This window comes from Streptomyces pactum (genome assembly GCF_002005225.1).
In the GTDB taxonomy this organism is placed as follows: Bacteria; Actinomycetota; Actinomycetes; order Streptomycetales; family Streptomycetaceae; genus Streptomyces; species Streptomyces pactum_A.
The window spans coordinates 4,773,377-4,793,360 of the sequence record NZ_CP019724.1 but is presented as its reverse complement, the minus strand read 5'-3'; the positions used below and the strand labels follow the sequence as shown (position 1 = coordinate 4,793,360).

The 19,984-nt window shown below is 73.8% G+C and carries 14 protein-coding genes, 1 tRNA gene and 1 pseudogene; 12 read left to right on the top strand and 4 right to left on the bottom strand.

Annotation, left to right across the window (positions count from 1 at the left end; genetic code table 11):
• Nucleotides 1-1,116: 1,116 nt before the first annotated feature.
• From B1H29_RS20395 to B1H29_RS20355, 9 genes and pseudogenes are all read left to right on the top strand, one after another.
• Complete coding sequence (locus tag B1H29_RS20395; RefSeq protein ID WP_234392972.1) at nucleotides 1,117-2,166, top strand: hypothetical protein; 1,050 nt, start codon at nucleotides 1,117-1,119, stop codon at nucleotides 2,164-2,166.
• A gap of 171 nt (nucleotides 2,167-2,337) precedes the next feature.
• Nucleotides 2,338-2,760: a phage tail protein gene (locus B1H29_RS20390; protein WP_055417559.1), complete on the top strand. Its 423-nt coding sequence runs from the start codon at nucleotides 2,338-2,340 to the stop codon at nucleotides 2,758-2,760.
• A gap of 28 nt (nucleotides 2,761-2,788) precedes the next feature.
• Nucleotides 2,789-3,511 carry a LysM peptidoglycan-binding domain-containing protein gene (locus B1H29_RS20385; protein ID WP_055417560.1) on the top strand — a complete coding sequence of 241 codons (723 nt, stop codon included), beginning with the start codon at nucleotides 2,789-2,791 and terminating at the stop codon, nucleotides 3,509-3,511.
• On the top strand, nucleotides 3,511-5,424 hold the full coding sequence (locus tag B1H29_RS20380; RefSeq protein ID WP_055417561.1) for a VgrG-related protein: 1,914 nt from the start codon (nucleotides 3,511-3,513) through the stop codon (nucleotides 5,422-5,424). The genes B1H29_RS20385 and B1H29_RS20380 overlap by 1 nt, the downstream gene beginning before the upstream one ends.
• Nucleotides 5,425-5,491: 67 nt before the next feature.
• On the top strand, nucleotides 5,492-5,941 hold the full coding sequence (locus B1H29_RS20375; protein WP_055417562.1) for a GPW/gp25 family protein: 450 nt from the start codon (nucleotides 5,492-5,494) through the stop codon (nucleotides 5,939-5,941).
• The gene (locus B1H29_RS20370; RefSeq protein WP_055417563.1) at nucleotides 5,941-7,899 is read left to right on the top strand and encodes a putative baseplate assembly protein; all 1,959 of its coding nucleotides are present in this window, start codon (nucleotides 5,941-5,943) and stop codon (nucleotides 7,897-7,899) included. The genes B1H29_RS20375 and B1H29_RS20370 overlap by 1 nt, the downstream gene beginning before the upstream one ends.
• Before the next feature lie 59 nt (nucleotides 7,900-7,958).
• Nucleotides 7,959-8,468 (top strand): phage tail protein, encoded by a 510-nt coding sequence (locus B1H29_RS20365; protein WP_055417816.1) that lies wholly within the window; start codon nucleotides 7,959-7,961, stop codon nucleotides 8,466-8,468.
• A gap of 611 nt (nucleotides 8,469-9,079) precedes the next feature.
• Nucleotides 9,080-10,234: pseudogene (locus B1H29_RS40045) on the top strand (discoidin domain-containing protein); the annotation flags it as partial.
• A 113-nt stretch (nucleotides 10,235-10,347) separates the two neighbouring features.
• A complete protein-coding gene (locus tag B1H29_RS20355) occupies nucleotides 10,348-11,994 on the top strand; it encodes an alpha/beta hydrolase (RefSeq protein ID WP_055417564.1) in 1,647 nt (548 codons plus the stop codon).
• A 62-nt stretch (nucleotides 11,995-12,056) separates the two neighbouring features.
• On the opposite strand, the gene B1H29_RS20350 is transcribed toward B1H29_RS20355, so the two are convergent.
• Nucleotides 12,057-12,130 (bottom strand) — tRNA-Thr (locus B1H29_RS20350).
• A 222-nt stretch (nucleotides 12,131-12,352) separates the two neighbouring features.
• Here B1H29_RS20350 and msiK point away from each other — a divergent pair.
• From msiK to B1H29_RS20335, 3 genes are all read left to right on the top strand, one after another.
• Entirely contained in the window at nucleotides 12,353-13,489 is a 1,137-nt protein-coding gene (msiK, locus tag B1H29_RS20345) for a diacetylchitobiose ABC transporter ATP-binding protein MsiK (protein ID WP_055417565.1), read from the top strand.
• A 252-nt stretch (nucleotides 13,490-13,741) separates the two neighbouring features.
• Complete coding sequence (locus tag B1H29_RS20340; RefSeq protein WP_055417817.1) at nucleotides 13,742-14,197, top strand: hypothetical protein; 456 nt, start codon at nucleotides 13,742-13,744, stop codon at nucleotides 14,195-14,197.
• A 42-nt stretch (nucleotides 14,198-14,239) separates the two neighbouring features.
• Nucleotides 14,240-14,977 (top strand): nucleotidyltransferase family protein, encoded by a 738-nt coding sequence (locus B1H29_RS20335; protein WP_055417566.1) that lies wholly within the window; start codon nucleotides 14,240-14,242, stop codon nucleotides 14,975-14,977.
• An 88-nt stretch (nucleotides 14,978-15,065) separates the two neighbouring features.
• On the opposite strand, the gene B1H29_RS20330 is transcribed toward B1H29_RS20335, so the two are convergent.
• The 3 genes from B1H29_RS20330 to cysS all read right to left on the bottom strand — a co-directional run bounded on the left by B1H29_RS20330 (nucleotide 15,066) and on the right by cysS (nucleotide 19,509).
• On the bottom strand, nucleotides 15,066-16,772 hold the full coding sequence (locus B1H29_RS20330; RefSeq protein ID WP_055417567.1) for a DoxX family protein: 1,707 nt from the start codon (nucleotides 16,770-16,772) through the stop codon (nucleotides 15,066-15,068).
• Nucleotides 16,773-17,046: 274 nt separating this feature from the next.
• Nucleotides 17,047-17,988 carry a 23S rRNA (guanosine(2251)-2'-O)-methyltransferase RlmB gene (gene rlmB / locus B1H29_RS20325; protein ID WP_055417568.1) on the bottom strand — a complete coding sequence of 314 codons (942 nt, stop codon included), beginning with the start codon at nucleotides 17,986-17,988 and terminating at the stop codon, nucleotides 17,047-17,049.
• Between the two features lie 120 nt (nucleotides 17,989-18,108).
• Nucleotides 18,109-19,509: a cysteine--tRNA ligase gene (gene cysS, locus B1H29_RS20320; RefSeq protein WP_055417569.1), complete on the bottom strand. Its 1,401-nt coding sequence runs from the start codon at nucleotides 19,507-19,509 to the stop codon at nucleotides 18,109-18,111.
• Nucleotides 19,510-19,984: the final 475 nt, after the last annotated feature.

Genomic DNA, 19,984 nt, shown 5'->3' with positions numbered 1-19,984 from the left:
CGTCCCACCACCGGCACGCCCGCCACCGGCACCGGCGCCTCGCACACCGGCCGTACACCTGCGGCATCGTCACGGCCATCGTCGGCATCGGCGTCGGCATCGGCATCGGCGCCGCCATCCGCGCCTCCGTCTCCGTCAGGAGCCACCCCGCCCACCGACCGGCCGACGCCATCGACCGGGGGTGGCGCGACGGCCGGCGCCCCGCCGCAGCGGACCATGCCGCCGCTCAACCGCCCCTCCGCCACCGCCGCCGGCACACCGGCCGCCCCCGGCCGCACCGCCGCCACCCCGGTCCAGCGAGCGGTCCCTTCGCCCGACCGCTCCGCCGCGGGCCCCGGGAAGCGCGACGCCGGTCGCGGCGACACGGCACCCGGCGGCGACGCCCGGGCGCCCCACGGCAACGCCCCCCGGACCAGCCCGCCGGCCCAGTCCGCCTCCACGCCCCCACCGGTACAGCGAGCCGCGGCCCGGCCCGCCCCCGGCAGCGGCGCAGGCACACCCACCGCGTCCCGGCCGGCCGGAACCGACCCGGCATCAGGCGGCCCTGCGGGCGGGGGAAGCGGCGCGGGCGCCCCCGGAGTCACCAGCGCCCCCGGAGCCGGCGGCGCGGAGGCGGCGCAGCGGCCCTCGTCCCCTCCCGTCGCCCCCAGCCGTCCCGCCGGTCCGACCGGCGTACAGCCCTCCGTCCAACGGCGAGCGGCAAACCCCGGCCCCTCGAAAACACCCCGAACCACTCAGACATCGCAGGCCGCACCGCCTCCGCGGGCCGCCCCGACCCGCGGCGCTCACCACGCCCCCGCGCCCCCCGGCAGCGCCCCCCACTCGCCCACCGGCACCTCCGCCGCGAGCCCGCGCACGGCGCCGCCCCCGGTCCAGCGCGCAACGGAACGGCCCGCCCCGGCACCGGTCGCACCCGCCGCCGAACCGACCGACGCCGCCCACCGCGACGCCCCCGCCGGCTCCGCGCCGCCCCCCGTCCAGCGGTCGCTTCCGGGGAACACCGGGCCGGCCGCCGTGCCCCTCGCCCGCCCGGGGACCGAGAAGTCGGCCGACCCCGCGCACGCACACCCGGTGCAGCGCACCGCCAGGGCGCCGCGTCCGGGTCTCGGCGCCCCCATGGCGTCCAGGCCCGCCACCGTCGTACGCCCGCACACGGAACCCGCCGCCGCCCCGCACGCGCGCCCGGCCCCCGGCCCGGCACCGTCCGCACCCGCGCCGGCCCCGCGCCGCTCTCCCCTCGGCGCTCCCTTCCGCACACCGCCGGCCGACACCACGTCGCTCACCGCACCGGCCTCCGCCGCCCCCCGCGCCCTCGGCCGTACGCTCCCACCGGTCCAGCGGGCCATCGCCCCGGGCACCGCCTCCGCGACACCCGTGCCCCCCACCGAGGCGGTACCGGTGTCACCCCCGCCGCCCCCGCACCGCACCACGGCCACCGGTACGGCGGGGCGGGACGCGATGGGCGTGCCCGCGGCCCCGCCCGGTCCCGCGTCCGCCCCGACCGGTCCCGCGTCCGCCCCGACCGGCCCCGCGCCCGCCCCGCTCCAGCCCGCTCCCCCCGTCCAGCGCTCGAGGCGGACCACGCCCGCCAAGGCCGTACCGCTGCGCCGGCCCGCGTCCCCGGGCGCCACCGCCGCCGGGGCCCCGCTCCCCGTGTCCCCCCTCACGCCGCCCACGCCGACACCGCCCGGCCCGCCGCACCCCGTCAGCGCACCGGCGGCGCCGCCGGCGGCGGACGCCGACACCACGTCCGCGCCCACCGTCCAGCGCCTCTTCGGGCGACACTCCGGGCGCCACTCCGCCACCGGCGCCCTCGCCGCGCACGCGGCGGCCTCCGTCTCCACGGCCCTGAACCGCTTGCTGCCCCCGGCGCCCCAGCAAGCCCCGGCCGACCCGCCGCCGCCCTACAGCCCGCCGCAGTCCCAGAGCGCGTCGCCGCCCGGCAACCCGCCCCCGTACTCGGCGAGTCCGGCCGCCGCGGCGGAGGGGGACCCGCCCCCCGCGTACACGGCGGTCCCGGCCGGCGGGTTCGACCCGCGCGAGCTCACCGACTTCCAGTTGGACGAACTGGTGCACCGGATCATCGGCCGCGTCACCCGCCACGTCCGCACCGAACTGCGCATGGACCGCGAACGGGTCGGCAGACTCCGCGATCCCCGCCACTGACCGGCCCTCCGCCCACCGGCCCCCCCGGTCCGCCCACCCGCCCACCCGCCCACCGCGCACACAACCCACCTGATCCATCTGATCCACCTGATCCATCTGACCCTCTGACCCTATGACCCTCTGACCCGCCTGATCCCCACCTGACGCACCCGACAGAAAGGCCCACCCTCGATGCCCCGCCAGGACCCGGGCTCCACGATCTGGTTCACCCTCACCATCGACGGCGAGAGCCTCGGCTACTGGAACGGGTGCGAAGGCCTGTCGTCCCAGGTGGAGATCGAGCAGCGCCAGGAGGGCGGCAACAACGGGTTCGTGTGGCAACTGCCCACCCGCGTGTCCTTCTCCAACATCCGGCTGACCCGCCCCCTCACCCCGGACACGGCCAAGGTCGCCAAGTGGATCTCCTCCGTCCAGACGGGCATCAAGCGGCCGACCGCGCAGATCTCCGCCCTGCGCGCGGACGGGTCACTGGTCGCCCGCTGGGGGCTCATCGACGTACTGCCCGTCAGTTGGCAGGGCCCCAGCCTCGACCCCGGCAATCCGGCCGTGGCCAACGAGGTCCTGGAAATCACCCACCACGGCTTCACCGACTGACGGCGCCGCGGAGCAGAGAGGAAGACCCATGGCAAAGAGCGGCAAGGGCGCCGGCAAGAGCCTCGTACGCGCCAACCTCGCCATCCACCAGCCCCCCACCGGCACGACCACCACCCCCGGCGCGCTGATGCGCAGGTTCGGCTTCGAGTTCAACCCGGCCCAGTTGTCCCTCACCCAGCGGACCCAGTGGAACGCCACCCCGACGGCGGCCGTGCGCAAGGCCGCGAAGCCCCAGTTCATGGGCGCCGAGCCGCGGGAGATGACCCTGGAGGTCTTTCTGGACTCCTCCACCAAGCCGGGCGGCAACACGGTGCTGAAGAAGGTCGAGTCGCTGCTGAGCTGCTGCGAGGTGACCGCCGAGAGCCTCGCCGCCGACCAGCCGTCGCCGCCCTGGGTGGTCTTCGAGTGGGGGTCGTTCTCCACGGCACGGTTCACCGCGTACGTCGCGTCCGTCGAGGCGTCGTACACCCTCTTCGGCACCACCGGCGTGCCCATCCGCGCCACCTGCCAGGTGCACCTGGTCGAGATCCCCGGACCGACCCGGGGTCAGAACCCGACCTCCGGCGCGCTCACCGCCCAGCGCGTGCACCGGGTCGTCGCCGGGGACTCGCTGCAGTCGCTGGCCTGGCGGGAGTACGGCAGCGCGGGCGCGTGGCGGGCGATCGCCGAGGCCAACGGCATCGACGACCCGTCCCGCCTGCCGACCGGCACCGAACTCATGCTGCCCGCCTCCGAGGAGGTGCCTCACTGATGGTGCGTCCCGCGTTCTCCAGCATCGTCCAGGTCCGGATCGGCGCCGCGAAGCTGCCCGACGACATCGCCCTGATGCTCGTCGACGGCTGGGTCGACCAGGGCATCGGCGTGCCCGCGGCCTTCCGCATCACCTTCCGCGACCCCGACCACCTGGTCCTCGGCAAACTGAACGTGCAGTTCGGCACCAGGGTGGTCATCACCCCGGTGGCCGACGGCCAGGGCGTCGGCAAACCCCTGCTGACCGGCGAGGTCACCGCCATGGAGGCCGACTACGACGGCACCGGCAGCTACACCGTGATCCGCGGCTACGACTTCGGGCACCGCATGATGCGCCAGCGCCGCGTGGCCGCGTACCGCAACCAGAAGGCCTCCGACATCGCCCGCAAACTCGCCGCCATGGACGGCGTGTCCATCGGGCGGATCGTGCCGACGAAGGGCGCGTACGGGTTCATCAGCCAGTCGAACGTCACCGACTGGGACTTCCTCGCCCGGCTCGCCGACGAGAACAACATGGTGATGTACGTCGACGCCAAGGGGAAGTTCCGGTTCGTCAAGCCGAACCCGTCGGCCGGTGCGCCCTCCCCGAACACGGACGGCGACCAGAGCGCCTTCGTCCTCCAGGCCCGCCACGACATCATGCGGCTGCGGGCCGCGGTGACCGCCGCCGACCAGGTCGGCAAGGTCGAGTCGCGCGGCTGGAACGTCACCACCAAGAAGAAGATCACCGAGATCGCGCCCGCCAGGACCGACCCGGGCATCGCCATCGGCTCCACACCGGGCGAGGCGGCCGGCAAGTTCAAGGCCGCCAAACTCGTCGAGACCGCCAACCCCTACGACCGGCAGGACGAGGTCCGGCACGCGGCGAAGTCCCTCGCCGCCGACGTCACGTCCTCCTTCGCCGAACTGGAGATCGCGGTCAAGGGCAGCCCCGACCTGCGGCCCGGTGTGCCCGTGGCGCTCAGCGACGTCGGCAAGCCCTTCGAGGGCAAGTACACCGTCACCTCGGTACGCCACCACTTCGGCGACAGCGAGCCCTACCAGTCCTGGATCACGGTCAGCGGACGCCAGTGGCGTTCCCTGTACGGGCTGGCCTCGGGCGGCGGCGGTGGCACGGACCCCGCGAGCGCGGCCCGGCTGCCCAGCGTCGCCAACGCCATCGTCACCGACGTACAGGACCCGCTGAAGCAGGGCAGGGTCAAGCTCCAGTTCCCGTGGCTGGACGACGCCTACGTCAGCGACTGGGCGCGCAGCGTGCAGATGGGCGGCGTGGGCGGCGGCGGCGTCTTCCCCATGGACGTCGGCGACGAGGTGCTGGTGGCCTTCGACCGGGGGGCGCTGGACCACCCGTTCGTGATCGGCGGGCTCTACAACGGCCGGGACCTGCCGACCAAGGTCGACGTCCCGCTGCACGACGGCCTGAAGAAGAAGGCCGCCCGGCACACCCTGTCCGACCGCCAGGGCAACCGCGTCGACCTGCTCAGCCAGCGGACCGGCATGCGCAAGCAGGGCGTCCGGATCGCCAGCGGCAACGACAGGCTGACCATCAACCTCGACCGCACCAAGACCGAGATCACCATCGACAGCGCCGGCTCGGTCAGCATCACCGGCAGCCGCTCGGTGTCGGTGGAGGCGGGCATGAACCTCACCCTGGAAGGACGCCGGTCGGTGACGATCAGGAGTGGCGGACCGCTCACCCTCGAGGGCAAGGGCATCGTCAACCTCAAGTCGCTGGGCGGCGTGGTCGCGGTGAACGCGCTGGGCGGCGCCCTGAACATGACGTCGACCGGCGCCGCGACCCTCACCGCCACGGGTCTGGCGACGATCACGGCCGCCAACACGAAGATCACCGGCGCCAAGCTCGACCTGTACGGCGGCTTCTTCGTCAACGAGATCAAGTACCCGTTCGGATGACCGGACGACCGCGCCGACGCCCCGGGTGCGTCGGCAGAAGGCAACGGGAAAGGCAGGTGGCCCTCTGATGGCCGAACAGTTCGTCGGATCCGGCTGGTCGTTCCCCCTGCGCATCGGGCCCACCGGCGGCATCGCCCTGGTCAGCGGCGAGCGGGAGATCGAGGAGGCCATGCAGTTGGTCCTGGCCACCGCCCCCGGCGAGCGGCCGATGCGCCCCGAGTTCGGCTGCGCCATCCACGACCTCGTCTTCGCCCCGGTCAACGAGCAGACCGCCGGCCGCATCCAGCACGAGGTGCACGTGAGCCTCGACCGCTGGGAGCCGCGCATCGAGGTCCAGGAGGTCGAGGTCACCGCCGGTGACGACCAGAGCGTCCTCTACATCGACGTGCGCTACTCGATCCGCGGCACCAACAACCCGCGCAGCCTGGTCTTCCCGTTCTACGTCATCCCCTCCCACGACGAGCCGGACCTCGACGGCCGCGCCGGCCTCCCGGGCTCCTTCGAAAGCGACCGCTGATGTCCCTGCCCTCCCCCAACCTCGACGACCGCCGGTTCCAGCAGTTCGTCGACGACGCCAAGCGCTACATCCAGCAGCGCGCCCCGGAGTGGACCGACCACAACGTCTCCGACCCCGGCGTCACCCTCGTCGAGACGGTCGCCCACATGGCCGACCAGATCGTCTACCGGCTCAACCGGGTACCGGAGAAGAACCACCTCGCCTTCCTCGACCTGGTCGGCATCACGCTCTTCCCGCCGTCCGCCGCGCGCACGGACGTCACCTTCTGGCTGTCCGCGCCGCAGGAGGACGCGGTCCTGGTCCCGGTCGGCACCGAGGTCGCCACCCTGCGCACCGAGCGGGACGAGGCCGTCGTCTTCTCCACCGTCGGCGACCTGACCGTCGTACCGTGCTCGCTCGGCCACCTGATGGTGCAGCACCGTGGCGAGGCCGTCACCGACCGGACCACGGACCTCGCCGAGGGCGAGCACCTGATGTGCTTCTCCGAGGCCCCGGCCCCCGGCGACTGCATGCTCATCGGCCTCACCGCCGCCACCCCGCACTGCGCGCTCGCCCTGGAACTCGACAGCCGCGTCGACGGTGTCGGCGTCGACCCCCGGCAGCCGCCCCTGGTCTGGGAGGCCTGGACCGAGGACGGCTGGCAGCCCTGCGAGGTCGACCGGGACGGCACCGGCGGCCTCAACCGCCCCGGCGACATCGTGCTCCACGTGCCCGGCGGGCACGTGCTGTCCCGCAACGGCGGCCACGAGGCCGGCTGGATACGCTGCCGGGTCACCGACCCCCTGCCCGGCCAGCCCTTCTACACGACCTCGCCGACCATCCACTCCGCCGAGGCGTACACCATCGGCGGCACCACCGGCGCCGTCCACGCCGAGACCGTGTACGACGAGGTCCTCGGCGAGTCCACCGGCCTGCCCGGCCAGCGGCTTCGGCTCGAGCACGCCCCCGTCGTCGCCGACGACCCGCCCGTCCTCCTCCAGACCGCCGCCGACGACGGCTGGCAGGACTGGCAGGTCGTCCCGCACTTCGCGGGCTCCGGACCCGGCGACCACCACATCACGCTGGACGCCGCGACCGGTGCGATCGCCTTCGGCCCCGCCGTCCGCGAGGCCGACGGCACCCTGCGCCAGTACGGCACCGTCGCCCCCAAGGGCGCCGTCATCCGCGCCCGCCGCTACCGCACCGGCGGCGGCAGGTCCGGCAACGTGGCCCGCGGCGCCGTACAGGTGCTGCGCACCTCCATCCCGTACGTCTCGGAGGTCGTCAACCGCGAGGCCGCGCGTGGCGGCGTCGACGGCGAGACCGTCGAGGAGGCGAAGCTCCGGGCGCCGATCACCCTGCGCGCCCAGGAGCGCGCCGTGACCCTGCGCGACTACGAGGAGCTCGCCCGCCGGGCCGCCCCCGAGACCGCCCGGATCACCTGCCTGGAGGGCGAGGAGGGCGACCACGGGGCCTACGCGGTCCGGGTCCTGGTCGTCCCGCAGGCCGTGCCCGACCCCGGCGGACGGCTCCGCTTCGAGCAACTCGTCCCCGGCGACGCCCTGCTGGACCGCATCACCCGACACCTCGACGAGCGCCGCCTGATCGGCACCCGCCTCGCCGTCGGCCCGCCGTACTACCAGGGCGTCACCGTCGTCGCGACCGTGCACGCCTTCCGCGGCGTCGACACCGACCGCGTGCGCCGCCAGGCCCACGACGCCCTCTACCGGCACCTCGACCCGCTCACCGGCGGCACGGACGGCAAGGGCTGGCCCTTCGGGCGTCCCGTGCAGGCCGGCGAGGTCTTCGCCGTGCTCCAGCGCGTGCCCGGCGTCGAACTCGTCGACGAGGTCGTGCTGCACCCCGCCGACCCCCTCACCGGCAAGCGCGGCGACCCCACCGACCGCATCGACCTCGAGGCGCCCGCGCTGGTCTTCTCCTTCGACCACCGCGTCCGAGTGATCGGGGACAACGCGTGACGGCCACCTCCCACCGGGGTTCCGTCGACGGCCTCGGCTCCTCGCTGCCCATCGGCTCGATGCTCCCGGCCGTCTTCGCCGACGACGACCTCGCGCAGCGCTTCGTCGGCGGCCTCGACGACGTCCTGGCCCCGATCCTGAACGTCCTGGACTGCCTGGACACCTACTTCGACCCGGCCCTCACCCCGGCCGACTTCGCCCGGTGGCTCGGCACCTGGGTCGGCGCCGAGACCGACGGCACCGAGCCCGAGGACCGGCTGCGCGACGCCGTCGCCGCCGCGGCCCGCCTGCACCGCGTACGCGGCACCCGGCGCGGCCTGGCCGAGGCGGTACGGCTCGCGTTCGGCGTCGAGCCCGAGATCACCGAGAGCGGCGGCGCCGCGTGGAACGCCCGCCCGCTGGGCCCGTTCCCCGGCACCCCGCGCCCCCGCCTCCACGTCGCCCTCCGGCTGCCCGACCCGTCCCCGGCCGACACCCATCGCCTGGACGGCCTCGTCGCCGCCGCCCGCCCCGCCCACATGCCCTACACGGTCGAAGTGACCGCCTCCGAAAGGACCCCGGAGAGATGACCACGCAGAATTGCGCCGAGTGCGGAACCCGCGCGGAACCGGGCCAGTCCTTCTGCGACGCGTGCGGCGCCGTACTCCGCTGGGAACAGGCCGGCGCCCGCACGACGCGACCCGCGGCCGCCCCGCCCGACCAGGGCCCCGGCTGGGACGCCTTCGGCGGTGCGGGCGTGCCCCCCGCCCGGCACGACCGCACGGCGCCCGCCGCCGGCGGACCGGACGACGACACCGAGGAGACCCCGGCCGTGCCCCACCCGCGCCACCCGGCGGACGCGACCGGCCCCACGGGGACGGACAGGACCGGCGCCGACGGAACCGGAACGGACGGGACCGGCACCCCGGAGACGAACGACGCCACGCGTCGCGGTGACTACGGGGCACAGGGCGCGGCCGGCGCGGCCGGTGTAGCCGGTGCAGCCGGTGCAGCCGGTGCAGCCGGTGCAGCCGGTGCAGCCGGTGCAGCCGGTGCCGGGAACGCGGCGGGCGCTGCTGGTGCCTCCGGTTCCTCCGGTGCCTCGAGCGCACCCGGAACCGCGGCTGCCGCGCGTACCGCCGGAACCGCCGGAGCGGGGGCCGCCGCAGGAGCCGCCGGAGCCGCGGGCGCGGCAGGCTCCGCGGGCGCGGGCGGCACCGCGGGCGGCACGGGAGCCGCGGGCCACGCCGCTTCCGCAGGCCCCGCCGGTCCCACGGGTCCCACCGGTTCTCCCAGCGGCACCGGAAGCACCGGGCCGACGGGCACCACCGGAAGCCCGGGCACCCACGCGAACGCGGGCACCGCCCGAGCCTCCCGTACCCCCGGCGTGGACGAGACCGCCCCCACCACCCCGATGGCGTCCGCCCCGGCCCCGAACGCCCTCTCCGACACGATGTCCGACCGGGCCCGCTCCCTCCTCGTCCCCGTCGCCGAACCGGAGGCCCCCGCTCCGGCCCCGCCCCCCACCGTCGCCCCGGTCCTGCCCGGCCGCCCCGACGCCGACCGGCCGCAGGTGCGCGCCCCCGGCCACCAGCCGGACATCGCCAACGGCCCGCCCTGCCCGTGGTGTTCCACCCCCAACCGTCCCGACCGGCACTACTGCGCGCGCTGTGCGATGCCCCTCACCCGCACCGGCGACGCCGACACCGCGCCCGCCCCCTGGTGGCGCCGGCTCTTCGGCGGCCGGCGCCGCGAGACCCCGTGGGCCGGCGACCGCCCGCGCCTGCGCCGTGTCTTCGACCGCATCGGCACCTGGATCACCGTCGTCGTGGTCATCACCCTGGTGGTCCTCGGCTTCGTCTACATCCCCGACGGGATCCAGGCCACCCGCGACCACTTCGCCAAGCGCGCCCCGGTCTCTCCGGACCGGATCACGGCCTCGCGCTCCTTCACCGGTCACAAGCCGGAGCTGCTCATCGACAAGCGCAGCAACACCTGGTGGGGCCCGGGCATCTCGCAGTCCGGCCAGGGCCAGTGGATCGAGGTCAGCTTCACCGAGCCGACCCGTCTGCTGGACCTGATCATCACCCCGGGCACCTCCACCAAGGCCGACCAGCTCAGCAAGTCGGCCCTGCCGCACCGGGTGCAGGCGACCATCACGACGAAGGACGGCAAGACCGAGATCCGCGACCTCACCCTGGACCAGGGCGCCGGCGGCCAGCGGCGCCCCTTCCGCGTCGGCGAGGTCACCAAGGTCCGCTTCACCATCGAGTCGGCCCACGCGGCCGCCGAGAACAAGCAGGTGGCCATCGCGGAGATCGAGTTCTTCGGCCCGTCCAGCGCCAACCGCACCTGACCCACGCCCCGGGACCACCTGGCAACGGCCTCCGCCCCGCACCGGCGGAGGCCTTTTCCACCGTATGGACGCCACACCGCGCGTACCCGGACGGCCCGCCGGAGGCTGAGGCCATGCCCTCAGCACGAGCGATATCCACCGCTGTCCTGCTGTCCACCGCCACCCTGCTCTCCTGTTCCCTGACGGCCTGCGCGCCGGCGGCTCAGGACGGCGGCCGGGGCGGTGACGGCGGCGGCACGGCAACCGACGCACAGGACGAAGACCGGCTCCGGGAGCAGTCCCTGGACTGGCGGGACTGCCCCGCCCCCTCCCCCGTCCAGGGCGGCGGCGAGGCCCCCGCGCCCCTCCCCGACGGCACCCGGTGGCAGTGCGCCACCATGCGGGCGCCGCTGGACTGGAAGGAGCCCGCCGGGAAGTCGATCGGCATCGAGCTGATCCGGGCCCGCTCCAGCGGCGACGCGGACGACCGGATCGGCTCCCTGCTCTTCAACTTCGGCGGCCCCGGAGGCTCCGGAGTCACCGCCCTGCCCGGTCTCGCCCCCGACTACGACAAGCTCCGCTCCCGGTACGACCTGGTGAGCTTCGACCCGCGCGGCGTCGGCGACAGCCAAGGCGTGCGGTGCATGGACCCCGACGCCGCCGAGGAGGCCGAGGGGGACACCACGCCCGACGACGGGCGGGCCGAGACCGAGGCGCTGACCGACTTCCTCCGGGAGATCGCCGCGGCGTGCGAGCGCAACTCCGGCGACGTCCTGCCGTTCGTCGGCACCACCGAGGCCGCCCGGGACATGGACCTGATGCGGCACCTCCTCGGCGACGAGAAGCTCCACTACTTCGGGATCTCGTACGGCACCCAACTCGGCGGCGTGTACGCCCACCTGTTCCCCGAGAGGGTCGGCCGGGCCGTACTGGACGGCGTCGTCGACCCCACCCACGACATGATGGAGAAGGCCCTCGGGCAGGCCGAAGGGTTCCAGCTCGCCTTCGAGCACTTCGCCGCCTGGTGCACCCGGCAACGCTGCACGCTGGGGGACGACGTCCAGGCGATCGTGGACACCGCCGTGGAGCTCGGGGCCGACCTGGACGACGCTCCGCTGACCACCTCGGGCGGCGGCGAACTGGACGGCGACGAGTTCACCGACGCCATCACCGGCGCGCTCTACAAGCGGGACTACTGGCCCGCGCTCCTCGTCGGCCTGGAAGCGGCGGCGCGCGGCGACGGCGACGTCATGCTGGATCTGGCGCAGGAACTGGCACAGCGCGGCGCCGGCGGCGACACCGACGACGGCGGTACGGACGACGACACCGACGAAAGCAATGAGAACGACGCGTTCCGGGCCATCACCTGCGACGACTCGAGCGACCGCTACACCCTGGCGGACGTGGCGGAGCGGCTGCCCGAGTTCGTGGCGGCGTCCCCCCTGTTCGGGCCGAGCCTGGCGTGGGGCACGCTCGCCTGCACCGGCTGGCCGGTGCCGGGAGAGGCCGAGCACCCCGAGGTGAGTGCGCCGGACGCACCCCCGATCCTGCTGGTCGGCAACACCGGCGACCCCGCCACCCCCTACGCGGGCGCCGCCCGTATGGCGGAGCGGCTCGGCGAGGGCGTGGGCTTCGAGCTCACCTACGACGGTGAGGGCCACGGCGCCTTCGACAGCGGGAACCCCTGCGTGCGGCGCGCCGTCACCTCGTACCTGATCGACGGAAAGCTCCCGACGAGCGGCACGGTGTGCGAGGCGGAGCCGATGCCGGAAGGCAAGTAGCACCCGCGCAACCGCGTGAAGCCCTGCCGTCCGGTGGACGGCAGGGCTTCATCTCGCTTCCGAGCCCCCTGTCGGATTCGAACCGACGACCTTCGCTTTACAAGAGCGGCGCTCTGACCAACTGAGCTAAGGAGGCACTCGCGCGGCGTCACGCGCGGAGGCTGCTCCACTGTACACAGAGCCGGTGAACGATGGGATTCGAAAATTTCGGCGAAGTTCACAGTCCCCCAGGTACTGACAGACCAGGTGAACGCCGGGTACCGTCCTGCCCAGCTTCACCTGTGTGGACTACACCACACCACCTTCCTACAACGGATCGTCCGGCACGTTCCTGCCGGTAGAAGGGGGCCCATTCACCATGGCCACTGTTACGTTCGACAAGGCGACCCGCGTCTACCCGGGTTCCACGAAGCCCGCCGTCGACGGCCTCGACATCGACATCGAGGACGGCGAGTTCCTCGTCCTGGTCGGCCCGTCCGGCTGTGGCAAGTCCACCTCGCTGCGCATGCTCGCCGGCCTGGAGGACGTGAACGGCGGTGCCATCCGCATCGGTGACCGCGACGTCACGCACCTGCCGCCGAAGGACCGGGACATCGCCATGGTGTTCCAGAACTACGCGCTCTACCCGCACATGACGGTCGCCGACAACATGGGCTTCGCGCTCAAGATCGCCGGCGTCAACAAGGCGGAGATCCGGCAGAAGGTCGAGGAGGCCGCGAAGATCCTCGACCTCACCGAGTACCTGGACCGCAAGCCGAAGGCCCTCTCCGGTGGTCAGCGCCAGCGTGTGGCGATGGGCCGCGCGATCGTGCGTGAGCCGCAGGTGTTCCTCATGGACGAGCCGCTGTCCAACCTGGACGCCAAGCTCCGCGTCTCCACCCGTACGCAGATCGCCTCGCTCCAGCGCCGCCTGGGCATCACCACCGTCTACGTCACCCACGACCAGGTCGAGGCCATGACGATGGGCGACCGCGTGGCGGTCCTGAAGGACGGTCTGCTCCAGCAGGTCGACAGCCCGCGCAACATGTACGACAAGCCCGCGAACCTCTTCGTCGCCGGCTTCATCGGTTCCCCGGCCATGAACCTGGTTGAGGTCCCGATCACCGACGGCGGCGTGAAGTTCGGCAACAGCGTCGTGCCGGTCAGCCGCGAGGCCCTGGCGGCCGCCTCCGACAAGGGCGACCGCACGGTCACCGTCGGCGTCCGCCCGGAGCACTTCGACGTGGTGGAGCTGAACGGCGGCGCCGCCAAGACCCTGTCGAAGGACGCCGAGGACGCCCCGGCGGGCATGGCGGTCTCCGTCAACGTCGTGGAGGAGACCGGCGCCGACGGCTACATCTACGGCACGGTCGAGGTCGGCGGCGAGAACAAGGACCTCGTGGTCCGCGTCAGCAGCCGCGCGGTGCCGGAGAAGGGCTCGACCGTGCACGTCGTGCCGCGCCCGGGCGAGGCCCACGTCTTCTCGTCCTCCACCGGCGAGCGCCTCACCGACTGAGCACCCGGGCGCCGGGAAACCGGGCGCCGGGAAACCACGCGCCCGGGTGAATTCACCCGCGTTGACGAAAAGAGCCCCGCGGCCTGCTGCGGGGCTCTTTTCGTTGTCGACGAATACCCCGACACAACGGACGTTTCGAGCAGTGCGCGTCAATGCTCTACCCATTTCCCACCCCTTCTTCATCCCCCGAACGGGTGACTCAATGTCGCCACATCATTACCGGGCGCTACCCTCACTCGCGTGAAGCACTCCGTGAAGCACTCCACCACCCGACAGACGCGACGCGGCCGGGGCCCCGCCCGCCGGATCGGCCGCTCTCTCGCCTTCGTCCTGCCCGTCGTCCTGGTGCTCTCCGGGACACTCGCCGTCACCCGGGTCAACTGGTCGGGCGATCCGGCGGACTCGGTGCTCGCCGCGTCGGAGGCATCCTCCTCCACGGCATCCTCCAAGGCCGCCGCCCGCGCGCCGCACGAGGTGCTGCGCGACCAACTGCTGACCGAGTTGCAGGAGGAGGACCCGGGGGTGGCCCTGACCCACCTCCAACAGGCCGTGAACGAGCGCCCGTCGCTGGCCGGGCACTGCGCGTCCATCGCCCGCGCACTCGGCCGCGCCGCGGTCAAGGTGTACGGCCCGACCCGCGCCCAGTCGTACGCGCGCCCCGTCTGCGACACCGCCTTCGCCTCGGGCGTGCTGGCCGCGCACGGCTGAGGATCCTGCTCAGGCCGGTGGGCCGCCGCGTACAGTTCGGGCATGACCGATCCGAACGCCGCGTCCCGCCGCCCCGTTCAAGCCGTCGTCCTGGCCGGCGGACAGGGTTCCCGGCTGCGTCCCTACACCGACGACCGGCCCAAGCCGATGGTCGAGATCCCGGGCACGGGAACTCCGATCATCGGCCATCAGCTCGCCTGGCTCGCCGAGGAGGGCGTGACGGACGTCGTGGTCTCCTGCGGTCATCTGGCCGAGGTGCTGCAGAAGTGGCTGGAGACCGCCGACCTGCCGCTCTCCGTCACCACCGTCGTCGAGACGGAGCCCCTCGGCCGCGGCGGCGGCCTCAAGTACGCCGCCGCCCACCTCCCGCACCCGGACCGGCCCTGGTACGCCACCAACGGCGACATCTGGACCCGCTTCTCGCTGCGCGACATGGCCGACTTCCACGCCGAGCGGGACGCCGTCGCGACCCTCGCCCTGGCCCGCCCGCGGCTGCCGTGGGGCGCCGTGCAGACGGACGGCTTCGGCCACATCACCGACTTCATCGAGGCACCGCCGTCGACCTTCGAGATCAACGCCGGTGTGTACGTCTTCTCGCCCGCCTTCGCCGCGATGCTCCCGGAGCGCGGCGACCACGAGCGGACGACGTTCCCGAGGCTGGCCCGTGAGCGCCGGCTGGCCGGTTTCCCGATCCCGCAGGGCTCCTACTGGCGTGCGATCGACACCGCGAAGGACCTGACGGAGGCGGCACGGGAACTGGCGGCCCTGGGCGGCCGCTGAGCCCCCTGGCACGCCAATATGCCGAAGGGGCCCCACCCATGCGGGGCCCCTTCGGCGTACCTACGGCCGCGTGGCCGCCGGGTGGCGGCTAGCCGAGCAGCCCGCCCACGAGGCGGCCGCCCGGCTCTCCGGTCGAGGAGGAGCCGCCGCCGTCGTCGCCGCTCCCGGTGCCGCCGGTCGAGCCGTTGCCGCCGGTCGCGGTGCCGCCGGAGGTGGGTCCCGCCGTGGTGCTCGGTGCCTGGCCGGCCGGGGAGGACCGCTGCGGCGGGGCCTGGCCCGTGGTGCCCTGGGTCTGGCTGGGGGCGCCGCCGGTGGCGGTGCCGCTGTCGCGGGTCGCGCCCGGGGTGGTCGCGGCGTCCTCGGAGGGGCTGGCCGCGCCGCTGGTGGCGCCCTGGGTGGGCGACGGGGAGGCCGAGGGGGTGTTCGGCTTCGAGCTGCCGGGCTCCTGCGGGAGCGGGGAGCCGGGCAGTTCGTTGCGCGGAGCCTCGCCGGGCCCGGGGACGACCACGCGGTCGGCGTCCCGGACGGCGCCGCCGAGCAGCGAGCCGACGAGCAGGGTGATGCCGGCGACGAGGAAGGTGACGAGGGCGCCGCGGCGCAGGACGTAGCGGCGCAGGTCCCAGATGTCGGCGCGGGGGCCGAGCCGCCGCCAGGCACTGCCGGCGAGCCTGCCGTCCACGGAGTAGACGGGGGCGCCGGCGATGATCAGCGGGGACCAGGCGGCGAGGTAGATGATGTCGGGCGCGTCGTAGACGGGGACGCTCTTCCAGCTCACGGTGACGAGGAGCGCGGCGGACAGACCCGCCCCGATGACGGCACCGACCCGCTGCCAGCAGCCCAGGACGGTCAGCACGCCCACGATCACCTGGAGGAAGGCGATGACGAGCCCGGAGCCGACGGGGTGGGCGAGGGCGAACTGACGCAGCGGCTCGGCGATGTCCCACGGGTGCAGGGTGTTGAGCCACTTGACCATGGAACCGCGTTCGCCGCCGTCGAAGTAGACGGGGTCGCAGAGCTTGCCCATGCCGGCGTAGACGGAGATGGAACCGAGGAAGACGCGCAGCGGGAGCAGCACGACGCCGAGGTTCATGCGGCGGCCGGGGAAGTAGGCGTGCCGCGCCGGGTCGTCGGCGTGGCGCCTGGTGCGCGGCTCGGCCGGCTCCGTGTCGTCGTCGTAGCCGTAGGGGCCGGCGCCGAAGTCCTCACCGGCGTGGGCCGGTTCGTCGTAGGCGCTGCCGACGGTGCGCATGGCGGGCAGCAGCCGGGCGCCGTCGGGGACGGGGCCGCGCTGCGCGCCGACGAGCGGGGTCTCGAGGGTCTGGGTGGCGGGCCCGTCGTCGTAGCCGTCGTAGCCCGGGGCACCCCCGTCGAAGCCGACGCGGGGGATGACCTGGGTGGCTCCGGCGTCGGCGAGGGCGTCCGCGGCCGGGTCCTCGGCGTGGCGGCCGGCTCCGGCCCGCACCGCCTGGAGCAGCCGGTGCGCGCCGGTGTCGTCCGGGTCGGACCGCCCGCTCCACACGAGGGCGCGGCGGCGGGCGGCGGCCGGGACGGCGGGGCCCTGGGCGCCTGCGACGGGCATGCGGGCGGTGTCCTGGGGGGCGCTCAAGTGCCGCGCGATCCGCGGGGACTGGGTCCGCCGCGCGGAGGCACCGAACTGCACGCGGAAGCTCGCGTGATTGACGATGACCTGGGCCGGATCGCTCGGCACCTTCACCATGCTCAGCGCGGGAGCGTCGTCGATGCCCGACGAGCGGTCCTCCGTGGGTGTGCGGGGTGTTCTGGTGTCCACACTCATCTAACCGAGTGACGTGTCGTTAGGACACTGCCTTGACCGCCCGGATCTGTCCGGACCGCGTCAAGCTTGTCCGGACCGCCCGGAACACCCCGTGTGGGGGACCGTGCCGAACACTCGCTCCCCTTCGCCCTCACACCCGCCGACGCGCCACCTCGTACAGCACGACCCCCGCCGCCGCACCGGCGGCCCCGTCTCTCTGCCGCACTCGCACGCCGCGCGGCTTCGCGCGGCCGCGCCGGCCTCCGGCCGGCGGGAACCGCGCCCCGCGCCCGCGTCAGCTCCTCCGGCGCGCCGCCTCGTACAGCACGATTCCCGCGGCCACGCCGGCGTTCAGGGACTCCGCACCGCCGGGCATCGGAATCCGTACCCGGAAGTCGCACGTCTCGCCGACCAGCCGCGACAGGCCCTTGCCCTCGCTGCCGACCACGACGACCACCGGGCCGTCGAGGGCCTCCAGGTCGCCGAGTTCGACCTCGCCGTCGGCGGCGAGGCCCACGACCGCGATCCCGGCCTTCTGGTACGACTCCAGCGCCCGCGTGAGGTTGGTGGCGCGGGCCACCGGCGTGCGGGCGGCCGTACCGGCGGACGTCTTCCACGCGCCCGCCGTCATGCCGGCCGCGCGCCGCTCGGGCACGACGACGCCGTGGCCGCCGAACGCGGAGACGGAGCGCACGACGGCACCGAGGTTGCGCGGGTCGGTCACGCCGTCGAGGGCGACGATCAGCGGGTCCGCGCCCTCGTCGTGGGCGGCGGCGACCAGGTCCTCGGGGTGCGCGTACTCGTAGGGCGGCACCTGGAGGACGAGCCCCTGGTGGTTCAGCCCGTTGGTCATCCGGTCCAGCTCGGGACGCGGCGCCTCCATCAGGTTGATGCCGCCGCGCTCGGCCGCGAGCTGGAGCGCCTCGCGCACCCGCTCGTCGTTGTCGATGAACTGCTGGACGTAGAGCGTCGAGGCGGGCACGCCCTCGCGCAGCGCCTCGTAGACGGGGTTGCGGCCCACGACGAGCTCGGACGTCGACCGTCCGCCGCCGCGCCGCTGCTGGGTGCGTCCCGTGGATCGGCGTGCCTTCGCGTTGGCGACACGCTGCTTGGCGTGCCCCTTGCGCATCTCGGCGGGAGGCGTCGGCCCCTTGCCTTCCAGGCCCCGGCGTCGCTTGCCGCCGCTGCCGACCTGCGCGCCCTTCTTGCCGGACATGCGGCGGTTGTTCGCGGCCATGAGTTACCTGTCTCCGCTCTCTACGGGAATGTGCGTGATGCTTGCGTCTCATGCAGTGTGCCGCCCGGAGGGCCGGGCGGCACAATCGATCTACGGGACCGGACTCCGCTGCCGGGCGGATCAGCGGGAGCCGAGGCTCCAGCGGGGCCCCTGCGGGCCGTCCTCGATGACCAGACCGGACTGTCCGAGCTGGTCGCGGATGGCGTCCGCGGTGGACCAGTCCTTACGGGCCCGCGCGGCCTCGCGCTGGTCGAGGACGAGGCGTACGAGGCTGTCGACGACGTGCCTGAGGTCCTCGCCCTGCTCCTGCTCCCCGGCCCAGTGCGGGGCCAGCGGGTCGAGGCCGAGCACCCCGAGCATGGCCCGCACCTCGGCGAGCCGCCCGACGGCCGCGTCCTTGTCGCCGGCGGCCAGCGCGCTGTTGCCCTGCCGGACGGTGGTGTGCACGATGGCCAGCGCCTGCGGCACGCCCAGGTCGTCGTCCATCGCCTCGGCGAAGGCGGGCGGCACCTCGGCGGCGGGCTCGACGCTCTGCCCGGCCAGCTCGGTGACGCGCTGCACGAAGCCCTCGATCCGCCCGAAGGCCGACTCGGCCTCGCGCAGGGACTCCTCGCTGTACTCGATGGTCGAGCGGTAGTGCGGGGTGCCCAGGTAGTACCGGAGCACGACCGGCCGCCACTGCTTGACCATCTCGCTCACGAGCACGCTGTTGCCGAGCGACTTCGACATCTTCTCGCCGCTCATGGTGACCCAGGCGTTGTGCACCCAGTACCGCGCGAAGGCGTCGCCGAACCCCTTGGCCTGGGCGATCTCGTTCTCGTGGTGGGGGAAGATCAGGTCGATCCCGCCCCCGTGGACGTCGAACTCCTCGCCCAGGTACTTGTGCGCCATGGCCGAGCACTCCAGGTGCCAGCCGGGCCGCCCCCGTCCCCACGGCGTCTCCCAGCTCGGCTCGCCGGGCTTGGCCGCCTTCCACATGGCGAAGTCCCGCGGGTCCCGCTTGCCGCTCTCGCCCTCGCCCGCGGGCTGGCGCAGCTCGTCGAGGTCCTGGTTGGACAGCGACAGGTACCCGGGCAGGGACCGCACGTCGAAGTAGACGTTGCCGTCCGCCTCGTAGGCGTGCCCGCGCTCGATGAGGCCGCGCATCATCTCGACCATCTCGGTGATGTGGCCGGTGGCGCGGGGCTCGTAGGTGGGCGGCAGGCAGCCGAGGGCGTCGTAGGCGTCGTTGAACGCCCGCTCGTTCTCGTACCCGATGGACCACCAGGGGCGGTTCTGGTCCGCCGCCTTTTTGATGATCTTGTCGTCGATGTCGGTGACGTTGCGGATGAACGTGACGTCGTAGCCGCGGTACGCGAACCAGCGGCGCATGATGTCGAAGTTCAGCCCCGACCGGATGTGCCCGATGTGCGGGGCGGCCTGCACGGTGGCACCGCACAGGTAGATCGAGACGCAGCCCGGCGTGAGGGGGGCGAAGTCACGGATCTGCCGGGCGCTGGTGTCGTACAGGCGAATAGTCACGACTCCAGGGTAGTAGGCGACGGAGAGTGCCACGGGCCCACGGCCCGCTTGTCGCCGCCCGCCACTCGCCCGGACCACGAGACGAGGCCGGCCTGTCGCCCGGCCGAGGCTGTGGGGTGGGGCCGGCCTCTTGTCCGACCGAGCCGGCCGGTGGGTGGGCATACGCCGGGGTCCAAGGCGGAGGCCGTGGCGGGGGTGCGGGGCGAAGCCCGCAGCGCGGGCACGGAGCGAAGCCCGTAGCGGGGGTGCGGGCGGAGCCCGTAGCGCAGGCACGGAGCGAAGCCCGTAGCGCGGGCACGGAGCGAAGCCCGTAGCGCGGGCACGGAGCGAAGCCCGTAGCGGGGGTGCTGGCGGAGCCCGTAGCGCGGGCACGGAGCGAAGCCCGTAGCGGGGGTGCTGGCGGAGCCCGTAGCGCGGGCACGGAGCGAAGCCCGTGGCGGGGGTGCTGGGCGGAGACCCGCGCGGCACGACCGGC

Excerpts from the sequence above, each read along its gene's own strand:
- B1H29_RS20375 (WP_055417562.1), top strand. The coding sequence starts at position 5,492 with ATGGCCGAACAGTTCGTCGGATCCGGCTGGTCGTTCCCCCTGCGCATC.
- B1H29_RS20330 (WP_055417567.1), bottom strand. The coding sequence starts at position 16,772 with ATGAGTGTGGACACCAGAACACCCCGCACACCCACGGAGGACCGCTCG.
- B1H29_RS20335 (WP_055417566.1), top strand. The coding sequence starts at position 14,240 with ATGACCGATCCGAACGCCGCGTCCCGCCGCCCCGTTCAAGCCGTCGTC.
- B1H29_RS20395 (WP_234392972.1), top strand. The coding sequence starts at position 1,117 with ATGGCGTCCAGGCCCGCCACCGTCGTACGCCCGCACACGGAACCCGCC.
- msiK (WP_055417565.1), top strand. The coding sequence starts at position 12,353 with ATGGCCACTGTTACGTTCGACAAGGCGACCCGCGTCTACCCGGGTTCC.
- rlmB (WP_055417568.1), bottom strand. The coding sequence starts at position 17,988 with ATGGCCGCGAACAACCGCCGCATGTCCGGCAAGAAGGGCGCGCAGGTC.
- B1H29_RS20365 (WP_055417816.1), top strand. The coding sequence starts at position 7,959 with ATGCTCCCGGCCGTCTTCGCCGACGACGACCTCGCGCAGCGCTTCGTC.
- B1H29_RS20355 (WP_055417564.1), top strand. The coding sequence starts at position 10,348 with ATGCCCTCAGCACGAGCGATATCCACCGCTGTCCTGCTGTCCACCGCC.
- B1H29_RS20370 (WP_055417563.1), top strand. The coding sequence starts at position 5,941 with ATGTCCCTGCCCTCCCCCAACCTCGACGACCGCCGGTTCCAGCAGTTC.
- B1H29_RS20390 (WP_055417559.1), top strand. The coding sequence starts at position 2,338 with ATGCCCCGCCAGGACCCGGGCTCCACGATCTGGTTCACCCTCACCATC.
- B1H29_RS20385 (WP_055417560.1), top strand. The coding sequence starts at position 2,789 with ATGGCAAAGAGCGGCAAGGGCGCCGGCAAGAGCCTCGTACGCGCCAAC.
- B1H29_RS20380 (WP_055417561.1), top strand. The coding sequence starts at position 3,511 with ATGGTGCGTCCCGCGTTCTCCAGCATCGTCCAGGTCCGGATCGGCGCC.